Here is a 9,539-nt window from a genome sequence, read left to right as displayed (position 1 = left end):
TATCTTCCCGAGTATAGTCCTGATTATAACTTAATTGAATTGGTTTGGCATTCAGCAAAAGAATATATTGCCAATCGAGTTTTCAAATCAATTGAAGAATTAGAATGTTTGTTAAATCATCTTTTAAATGAAGGAGGGTTAATTATAAAATGGGTACGAAAAATAAAAAACAAAGGCAATGCTGTTATCACAGTTTAAATGCGCAACAGCTTAGCTGATAGCTGATAGCTTACTTCCCAGGTAGCAGCCAGATCGATCTGATTGAAGATAGAAAACAGCTGATAGCTGAGAGCTGAGAGCTGATAGCTGATAGCTGAGAGCTGAGAGCTGATAGCTGAGAGCTGAGAGCTGAGAGCTGAGAGCTGATAGCTGAGAGCTGATAGCTGATAGCTGATAGCTGATAGCTGATAGCTGATAGCTCACAGCTGACGGCTGACCGCTGAGAGCTGACAGCTGACCTAGGGAGTAAACCCTAGAGTTTTTGTATGATTTAAGTTAACTCTCTTAACTTAATCCTCTTGAATGCCATGACTGACAATGTTCTTGACGTCCGTAATCTGAAAGTCCAATTCCAAACCGATGTAAAACAGGTCACAGCCGTTGACAGCATAGACTTTCAACTGCGTCGAGGACAAACCCTAGGGATTGTGGGGGAGTCAGGCTCTGGGAAATCAGTCACGTCTTTGGCCATAATGGGTTTGGTACCCTATCCTGGTAAGGTTACCAATGGCGAGATTTATTTCCGACCCTCAGCTCGGGAAAAAGAAGTGGATTTGCTAGGGCTGAGTCCTGATCAAAAACAGTCCTACCGGGGTGGTCAAATCTCAATGATTTTCCAAGAACCCATGACTTCCCTTAACCCAGTTTATACCTGTGGGTTTCAACTGACGGAAGCAATTCTGCAACACCAGGATGTTTCCCTAAAAGAAGCAAGGCGTCAAGCCATGGCTCGTCTTCAAGAGGTGAAGCTACTCCCTAGCGATCAACAATTGAGGGAGACTTTTCTAGAGGAATTCCGTCGGGAGAACCCTGGTCAAGCAATACCAGGGGAACGGCTAATTAATCGCCACATTAACCAGCAAAAACGGGAAATATTAAAGCGTTATCCCCATGAACTGTCTGGTGGTCAATTGCAGCGGGTCATGATTGCGATCGCAATTTCTTGTAACCCTGATGTGTTGATTGCTGATGAACCCACTACTGCTCTTGATGTTACCGTACAGGCAACTATTCTGGATTTGCTGAGGGAGTTACGGGATACCCGAGGGATGTCCATGATTTTTATTACCCACGACTTAGGGGTAATTGCGGAAATTGCTGACAGCGTAGCGGTGATGTACCAAGGCAAAATTGTGGAAAGGGGTGATGTCTGGAAAATTTTCTCTGAGCCAAACCATCCCTACACCAAGGGATTATTAGCCTGTCGCCCAACTCTGGATAAAACTGTAACATACCTACCAACTGTTTCTGACTTCATGGAGGTGGTAACTACTGCTAGTGGGGAAGAGGTAATCCGAGAAAAATCAAAAGGGTTGAATGTTGACCGGTTCCAGCTTCAAACTTCGTCAGATAACCTACCCTACGGGAACGCTAAAGGCGAACAACCTTCAACCTCCCAACCTTCAACCTCCCAACCTTCAACCTCCCAACCTTCAACCTCCCAACCTTCAACCTCCCAACCTTGGCCAAAAGGCCACGCTACGCGAACAACCTTCAACCAAACAACCACACAACCATTAGTTTCGGTGCGTAACTTACAGGTAGGCTTTCCCATTCGAGGCGTATTTGGCGGGACGAAACGCTATCTGATGGCAGTCAATGGAGTATCTTTTGATGTTTATCCCAGTGAAACCTTGGGCTTAGTAGGAGAATCCGGTTGTGGCAAATCTACCCTGGCACGAACATTGCTGCGCTTGATTGAACCAATGAGTGGAGAAGTAAACTTTGATGGTAAAGAGATTACCACCATCAAGGGTATGGGTTTGCGGCAATTACGCCGTGAAATGCAAATTGTGTTTCAGAATCCCTTTAGTTCCCTCGACCCACGACTAAAGATTGGGGAAGCAGTGATGGAACCCCTATTGATTCATGATGTTGGGGGTAATAGTAAGGAAAAACGCGATCGCGTGGCTGAGTTGTTGGAGCGAGTGGATTTAAATCCTGACTGGATGAATCGCTATCCTCACGAATTTTCTGGAGGTCAGCGCCAGCGGGTCTGTATTGCTAGGGCACTCGCTCTTAATCCTAAGTTTATCATTTGTGATGAATCCGTTTCTGCTCTAGATGTTTCCGTACAGGCACAAGTCCTGAATTTGCTGAAACAATTGCAGGAGGATTTCGGCTTAACCTATATATTCATTTCCCATGACTTGAGTGTAGTTAAATTCATGAGCGATCGCATTATGGTAATGAACCAGGGCAAAATTGAAGAAATTGGTCCCGCTGACAGTATTTATCGAGAACCGAAACAGGATTATACTCGTCAGCTGATTGCTTCTATTCCCACTGGTACTCTCGATCGGATTCAACAGCAGCAACACAGACGACAAGCTATGGAAATACCTGAGATTAATGATCCATGGTCTATTAATTCTGAGATTAGTGATCCATGGTCTGTTAATTAAGGGAAAGGTTATTTTTTTTAAATTCAAAATGCCAAATTAAAAATTCAAAATTACATAAGCTATCAGCTAATGCCCTACGCGCACGCTACTTGAGGTGCTATCAGCCTCGAAGTCTGTGCCAGGAGTCATGGAATTTTCCCCATACTTTCAATTCTCATTAATCTGGAATTATTAAATTATCTCGTTCTAGGTTTATTGTAAGCACCTCAAGTAGCGTGAGCTTTTAGCTGACGGCTGACGGCTGACGGCTGACGGCTTACAAAATTACTAGCCTTATAATTTTGAATTGTTGACAACAAATACAAGCCTCTGAATTCATTTCGGGGGTATTTTTTAATTTTGAATTGATAATTTTGAATGGTCGCAAAGCAATTGACGTTCCTCCCAAATTAGTTTTTTAAGTTTTTTAACGTTTTTACAGTATTTAAATGTTTTGTGTTATTATGAAAGTAAGGAGATAAGGAGATAGAAAGAAGCCAGCGCAAAGTTTCCATGGCAAACGCTGGCTTCTGGCTCCTCCATTAACAGGAGATACATCCTATGCTAAAACCATTTCACCAAGAAAGTCTGGCACAGGCTTCGACCCTGTGTGCCACAAGCTTCTAGCCTGTCCCACACTGACTATGAACTGGGGTATAGTCATAGATCCCTGATATCGCGATACCCGACATCGCTGTCAGTGGCGGATTTGCCACCTCATTTTGCGCTAGCGCTAGACTTTTGCAGTTCACCAGCCATAAGCTTACTGCCAAGGGAACAAGACTTAGAAACTCTAGCAGTAGAGGAGGCTTTTTGACACTCCCCGGTCTAAAGACGCGGGGATTCTGCTGACAAGATAAACTTAGGTAACGTCCAAAGTCTAATCTTCGCTACGGTAGTCAAACACCGTCTACTCAGTCTGGATAGGTCTATGCCTAGCTTTCTGGCTACTTTTCTCAAGATATTTGCACTACCATTTAAGTCAGCATTTACTATTGACTTATTTGAAGTCTTATAAAGACCGCGCTTTACACGCTTTCCTGATGCTTTCCACCCACTTGGTTTTTCTCCATAAGCAGGTAGGGAGTCTCCATCAAGATAGCTGGCCTTACTGGTGTAAGCTTCCTCCGTCAATTCCAAATGGATTCCGTGTAAACTGCACAACTGAGATAGCCTATCTTTTAGCTTCCCTAAAGGTATTTGAACAAACTGTTGATTGTTTATCCTACCCATATTGGAGCATTGTTTAAAACCTTCATTCCAGCCTAGGACTATAGTCCCAATACTGTATTCAAGGCAATGGTTGATTATTATCTTAGCGGCCTTATTTATTCCATCTCTCATCCGATGGTTCCGTTTCCGAGTAACCCTATCAAGCCAATTATCCCAATAATCTTTTGCTCTACCTTTCTTTCTTGTAGAGACTTGCTTGTTCCAATATTGGTTAAAGGACTTCATGGCACGACAGTCTATTAAAAAAGAATTTCCTAAAGTGTCAACGCAAGCCGCTAAATTACTAGAAGTCCCTAAATCTATACTCAAAGCCTCTTTGCTTTTATCTTTGACTTGGACTGACTCTGGTATCTCATAAGATACTTCTAGGTAAAAAGCCCCATTTTTAGGTAAAATAGTCCATTCTTTTATTTTTATATCTTCTAAATTACTAGGAAAAGACAGAGAGAAGTTTTTGATTCCAAACCATCTCTTTACATTTAATCCCAGAGAAAAAGTAATTAAGTCTTCATGTCTCTTTGGCTTTTGCCCTCCTGAATTTGGATAAGAGACTTTAAACATCTTTTTCCCTTTCAAATATCCAGGAGGCTTCGGTCTACTTTTTAAACCCCCTTTGAACCAAGACTCTCTTAGCTTCTTATAGGATTTAAGTGCTTCGGCCACACTCATCAATGTCTGCTGGGCTGGGGTGGAGGGGAGAGACTTAGCTACAATCGTCTTTCCTACGCTTTTTTCATATATCAAGTCGAATTTACCTGTAAGTAGTTTTCCTGTTTTGAAAAACACTTGACGAGAAAAGTAAACTCCCATATTGTACAGTTTCCCTGACTGCTCACAAAGATAAGTCAGGATTGCCTCTGTCTCTTTGTCCGGGTGTAAAAGGATTTGCTGAACCCCTACTTTTAACTTCTTTTTAGCCATTATCGACCCTCAGGGGTTTGTCGTTAACTATATATTAACCTACAATAAAAACAACAGCAAGTCCGGAGAGAAAATAAATTGAGAAAGAGCGGTTTTGAGTACAGACACTACAACCATGCGGTCGGGGTGTGTACTGTACATTTAGTATGGATACCGAAAAGAATAAAAAAGGTATTGGTAGGAAAGATTAGGGATAGGATTTACGAATTTTTTACTGAGATAGCTTCGGAGAAGAACTGGAATATTAAAGCTTTAGAGGTTGCTCCTGATCATATTCACCTTTTTGTAGAGATAAATCCAACAGATGCTATTTATCAAGTAGTCAGGGCTTTCAAAGGCAGAAGTGCAAACTACTTGCGAAAAGAGTTCCCTGAATTAAAAAAACTGCCATCTCTTTGGACTAATAGTTATTTTTTTAGTACCGCAGGGAAGGTGAGTAGTGAAACTATTCAGCGGTATATCAACGACCCTCACCACGGATAAGAAGGTGGCTAAAGCCACTATGGAGAATTCCTCCCCGGTCTTTAGACACGGGGAGGAATTCTACCTAGATCTTTATGAAAAAGCCCCGTCCTCTAACCCTAAAAGACCGAGCCTTAATCCAGCGCTACAGTAACTGCCAATTGGGGATGACACCACAACAGTTTTATGGCAAATGGTTAGTGACTTACGAGGTCATCGCCTGTATTTGCTCCCGTAGTGATGCTACAGTACAGCGCTGGTTTGCCAGAGGTGACAACTATCGCTCTCCCATGCCCATCGATTTGTACCATCTGGCCATAATGGATTTCCTTCTGGAGCATTTTGAAGAAATTCCTGAAGAACTCAAGAATTTCCTGTGTCCCCCAGATTAATATCAAGTCCGGTTGAATACCCATTATAAAAGTGTGGGGAGATGGGGAGATGGGGAGATGGGGGAGATGGGGGAGATGGGGGAGATTTGATATCCAGCTAATATCACTATTGTCAGGCTTGGGTAATGGTAATGGGTAATTGTGATTACTCTGGTACCATTACCCATTACCAAAAATAATACCAATGGTTCAAAGTAAGACTACGCATAAATTCCTAGGGATATCAGAAATAAGTAGTCGGACAAAAGTTTTTGGTGCTGTATAAAGTTTTGTAAATATAGGCAAAACCTTTTGGGGTAAAGGTTACAAGCATTTTACATTTTTCGAGATAGTACTGTTTATTTATGTCCGACTACTTAATTGTTATTTTTATGTCCCATTATTTTTTAATCATTAAGTTTCGAGATGATGTATTTGTGACTCTGAAGTACCAATCGGATAATGATCAAGAAGTTATATTAGTAGACTAATTAAAAATTTTCGCCAATTTGGCGTTACAACTAGGGGGGCATGGCTTTTAATAGATTTATAGGGAAATAGTTGTGTCTATTTGTTGTGTCTATTTCTAGTTAGGAACATCAGTTAGCCACATTCTATATCCTATTTCCCCACATCCTATTTATCCACTAGGAGTTAAAAGCCATGTCTAATATGGACAAACCAGAAGAAAATTCCCAAGCAGTTCCCTTTTTCGCCCGCTACCTAGAAGGGCAATGGTGCGAAGAGCTATCTGAAGAGGAAATGGATGATGTTAGAGGCGGTCGCGGATTTGCGTTCACAGAGAAGTTCCCCTCTGATTTTGAAGATGGTGCCGGATGCTTTACTCGCAAGTATCCCTCAGATCACGAAGAGGGTGGTGGTGGTCCAGCCTTGACTAAGAAGTATCCCTCTGATCACGAAGAGGGTGGCGGTGGTCCAATTGCGATGACCCAGAAGTTCCCATCGGATCAAGAAGATGGTGGCGGTGGTTCAGTTGTGACCCTGAAGTTCCCTTCTGATGAGGAAGATGCTCCCCACAAGTAATATCGTATCGAGTTGACTATAGGGTTTACTAATTAGCGTGAGGTACATCTAAATTTTATTCGCTGTTCCGAAACTCCGAAGCTCCCTTCTAAAACCAAGAAGGAAAGTACCCAGGGCTATAACATTTCTGAAAATGTGCTTGAGTGTGTCTAGTCCAAACTGGCACCGTCTTTGCGCCTGAGCCATATTTGAAAAGTCATGAGAACGATAGATATTTAGAGCAAAGTTACGAGCAACGGCAAAGATTTGAGGTAACTGATGCATGCGAATACGTGAAGCATCTTCACCCTGAGTAACCAAATCGCACATAATGAACCTTGTTCTCTACACCCCAATATCCAAGGGATGCGCTGAGGCTTTGGACTCAGCAGACAAGGGCGTAAGAAGCAACATAGTAGCGTGTTTCCTTTTCCAGACGGTGTTGCCCCCCCTTTTTGAATTGTCGAACACTAAGGGTTCGAATCAGAGTCTAATGCCCTGGCCAGGGCTGGATGTTGTCGAGTTGGTTGCAGATGCGTGCCGACCCGTTTCTCGATCCGACCATGTCCTTAAGTAATGTCAGTATGACTGTGTTCGGCTACAAAGTAAGCTTTGACGCTTTTGAATAGATTGCCCTGATTGCCTTTAATCGCCCCCAGGTAGTGATTCTCAGCTCTCTTTGATCAACTGAGCCGTTTTTTTGAGTGCTAATCGCATCTATGGCGTTGACCACACCCTTAACAGCCAGTTGGGTAATAAATTCTGGTATTGAAGTTACCGTAAGGTAGTGGTCGCCTTTATGGTTAGTCGGCTATGCATAAAAGGGTTAAAACTTTTTGATTAAGGCGACCACTACCTAAGGTTTCGTCTCTTGGCTTTGACGCACGTTCGTTTTGCTATCCACTTGATCAGGCTCTTGAATCAAACCCCGCTCGACCAGGTAAGCACTGACTAACATAATTGCGCTTGTGAGGGGGAGAATCAGGATTGTCCCTTTCTAGTTGGTATGAGCCCCGTAAGACAAAGCCCATCGACAGCTAAGGTTTCCCCGCGCCTTGGGTTCAATGCCAAAGAACCGAGCCAGGGCCGCAGAATACTGCTGATAATCCTTTGGTTTTTAGGACACGACGAATCGTGCTGTAGGAAGGAATTCGCCGCTTTGGGGGTAGAAAACGTTCAATCTTGTCCTCCCGATAGCTGTTGAGCCAATCGCCAATCGCTCTTAACCCTCGGTTACCAGCCGCTATAGCCTGAAGTTACAGAGCTAGACATAGAGCGACTTTATGCCGTTTACCTGAGACCTTGCGCACATCTGGGATATCAGAAAAGGCTTCTAAAATCTCGATCGGCTCTGGGGTTGACTCCTCTTGGGACAGGCTAGGCAGTAAAACAGCAGGGGCAGATTGGGGGGGCTGACCCATGGTCACTAATCAAACTCTCGGTTAACTTGTAAGCCTAGCATTTCTTGGCTTTCATGAGAATGAAATAGCCCTGGGAAAGTACCTCACCCAATTTATAACTGCTATAACACAATTAACAAAGGTCAAAGATTCGATGCAGCAGGTAATTACAGCAAAGCTGAAGTTGAACTGCACACCGGAGCAAAAGCAAAAGCTTCGTGCAGTTACTTTAGCTTATCGTGATGCCTTGAACTATACATCGAAATTGGCGTTTGACAAAGGCAAACTTTCTGATGCGGCTAAGTTACAAAAGCAGGTTTACTACGACATTCGAGAACGCTTTAGGTTACCAGCCCAAATGGCATGTAACGTACCTCGACAGGTAGCTGCAATCTATAAAAATCTCTGGATGAAAGTAGAGCGTAATGCTACTCACTTAAAATCCGGGATTACCAACAAGCGTTACCAAGGCTTAGATCCCCCTCCTAAATTCAGAGCTCGGACCTGTACGTTTAGTTACAAGCGTGACTACTCATTTGTTAAAGGTAAAGCTAGCCTAGTTACCTTAGAAGGTCCCATAAAAATTGACTACTCCGGAGCTCAAAAACACTTAGACTTGATTCATTCAGGTGCTGCAAAAATAGGTACAGCAATAATTTGCACTTCATTGACTATAAAGCCGTTTTGGGTGGCGCTTTAGCGATTAGAGTTGATGCTAATTTCACCTCCCAGTCATGTCCCCGTTGTGGTCACACCAATAAAGCCAATCGACCCAATCAGGGCTTAGATTTTGATTGCATGGCTTGTGGATACAAACTACATGCTGATTTAGTTGGAGCCAAGAATATCGCACTGAGAACGCTCCTCTTGAGGCAAGACTTTGAGAGGACGGGGCGACTTTCAACCGTCCCTGATGTGTCCCAGGATGAAACCAAAACTCTAGACTGAGGGGATTGCCAAAGGCTAGCCTATCTCGGGAATTAGATTGGAGGTGAACTGTAGACACAATCCCCTTGCCAAGGGTGTACTCGATTAGGGTACTCGATTAGACAGGGGTAGTTGAAATAATTACCGATACTATTTCTCCCTTTGCGTCAACTGAGCTTTTGAAACCCGCGATCAGCCCTCAGCTATCAGCTTTGGGCTGAGTGTTATTTATTTTACTTAGGACTTACGAAGTTTAGTTGGTTTTGCCCCCCTAACCCCCCAAGTTTGGGGGATTACTCAAAAAGTCCCCCAAACTTGGGGGATTTAGGGGGCAATGGCTAATTCCTATTACTGTTATTTATTCTTCACCATTAACGTATATGAACCGATCTCGTGATATAATTCTATTAATAACCCACAGTGGTGATTACTTCACTATTGATAGAGTAGCGGAATCCCTATCAAAAAGAGGGGTTAGTAGACAGTTATGCAAAGTGTCATAAAGTCTAGTAAAGTCTTTTCATAATTGTTAGAATAGAGACATGACACTAGTACCACGACCTAAGGCGGTCGAACTTACGGGACTCTCTCAAACCACT

The 9,539-nt window shown here is 43.0% G+C and carries 10 protein-coding genes and 1 pseudogene; 8 read left to right on the top strand and 3 right to left on the bottom strand.

Annotation, left to right across the window (positions count from 1 at the left end; all coding sequences use genetic code 11):
* The coding region (locus F6K64_RS37555) for a transposase (protein ID WP_287265468.1) at window positions 1–198 on the top strand (198 nt) is incomplete at its 5' end.
* A 12-nt stretch (window positions 199–210) separates the two neighbouring features.
* Here F6K64_RS37555 and F6K64_RS37550 read toward each other — a convergent pair.
* Complete coding sequence (locus F6K64_RS37550; RefSeq protein ID WP_063747934.1) at window positions 211–423, bottom strand: hypothetical protein; 213 nt, start codon at window positions 421–423, stop codon at window positions 211–213.
* A 104-nt stretch (window positions 424–527) separates the two neighbouring features.
* Between F6K64_RS37550 and F6K64_RS37545 the strand changes: the two genes are divergently transcribed.
* Entirely contained in the window at window positions 528–2,624 is a 2,097-nt protein-coding gene (locus F6K64_RS37545) for an ABC transporter ATP-binding protein (protein ID WP_008184785.1), read from the top strand.
* Window positions 2,625–3,431: 807 nt separating this feature from the next.
* Here F6K64_RS37545 and F6K64_RS37540 read toward each other — a convergent pair.
* The gene (locus tag F6K64_RS37540) at window positions 3,432–4,757 is read right to left on the bottom strand and encodes an RNA-guided endonuclease InsQ/TnpB family protein (protein WP_008184783.1); all 1,326 of its coding nucleotides are present in this window, start codon (window positions 4,755–4,757) and stop codon (window positions 3,432–3,434) included.
* A 78-nt stretch (window positions 4,758–4,835) separates the two neighbouring features.
* Between F6K64_RS37540 and tnpA the strand changes: the two genes are divergently transcribed.
* The 3 genes from tnpA (at window position 4,836) to F6K64_RS37525 (ending at window position 6,634) form a co-directional block, all read left to right on the top strand.
* Window positions 4,836–5,240, top strand: coding sequence for an IS200/IS605 family transposase (tnpA, locus tag F6K64_RS37535; RefSeq protein WP_008184781.1), 405 nt, complete (start codon window positions 4,836–4,838; stop codon window positions 5,238–5,240).
* Window positions 5,241–5,314: 74 nt separating this feature from the next.
* Entirely contained in the window at window positions 5,315–5,611 is a 297-nt protein-coding gene (locus F6K64_RS37530) for a hypothetical protein (RefSeq protein ID WP_044493314.1), read from the top strand.
* A gap of 642 nt (window positions 5,612–6,253) precedes the next feature.
* Window positions 6,254–6,634, top strand: coding sequence for a microviridin/marinostatin family tricyclic proteinase inhibitor (locus F6K64_RS37525; RefSeq protein WP_008184776.1), 381 nt, complete (start codon window positions 6,254–6,256; stop codon window positions 6,632–6,634).
* 1,235 nt (window positions 6,635–7,869) lie between these two features.
* On the opposite strand, the gene F6K64_RS37520 is transcribed toward F6K64_RS37525, so the two are convergent.
* Window positions 7,870–8,034: a transposase family protein gene (locus F6K64_RS37520; RefSeq protein WP_143764213.1), complete on the bottom strand. Its 165-nt coding sequence runs from the start codon at window positions 8,032–8,034 to the stop codon at window positions 7,870–7,872.
* 133 nt (window positions 8,035–8,167) lie between these two features.
* On the opposite strand from F6K64_RS37520, the gene F6K64_RS37515 reads away from it, so the two are divergent.
* The 3 genes and pseudogenes from F6K64_RS37515 to F6K64_RS38680 form a co-directional block, all read left to right on the top strand.
* On the top strand, window positions 8,168–8,713 hold the full coding sequence (locus tag F6K64_RS37515) for a hypothetical protein (RefSeq protein ID WP_008184770.1): 546 nt from the start codon (window positions 8,168–8,170) through the stop codon (window positions 8,711–8,713).
* Window positions 8,698–8,961 carry a zinc ribbon domain-containing protein gene (locus tag F6K64_RS37510; protein ID WP_044493312.1) on the top strand — a complete coding sequence of 88 codons (264 nt, stop codon included), beginning with the start codon at window positions 8,698–8,700 and terminating at the stop codon, window positions 8,959–8,961. The genes F6K64_RS37515 and F6K64_RS37510 overlap by 16 nt, the downstream gene beginning before the upstream one ends.
* 359 nt (window positions 8,962–9,320) lie before the next feature.
* A pseudogene (locus F6K64_RS38680) lies at window positions 9,321–9,416 on the top strand (MvdC/MvdD family ATP grasp protein); the annotation flags it as partial.
* Window positions 9,417–9,539 lie beyond the last annotated feature (123 nt).

It is taken from the genome of Moorena sp. SIO3A2, assembly GCF_010672265.1.
GTDB lineage: Bacteria > Cyanobacteriota > Cyanobacteriia > Cyanobacteriales > Coleofasciculaceae > Moorena > Moorena producens.
This window is presented reverse-complemented; position numbering and strand designations above follow the sequence as displayed.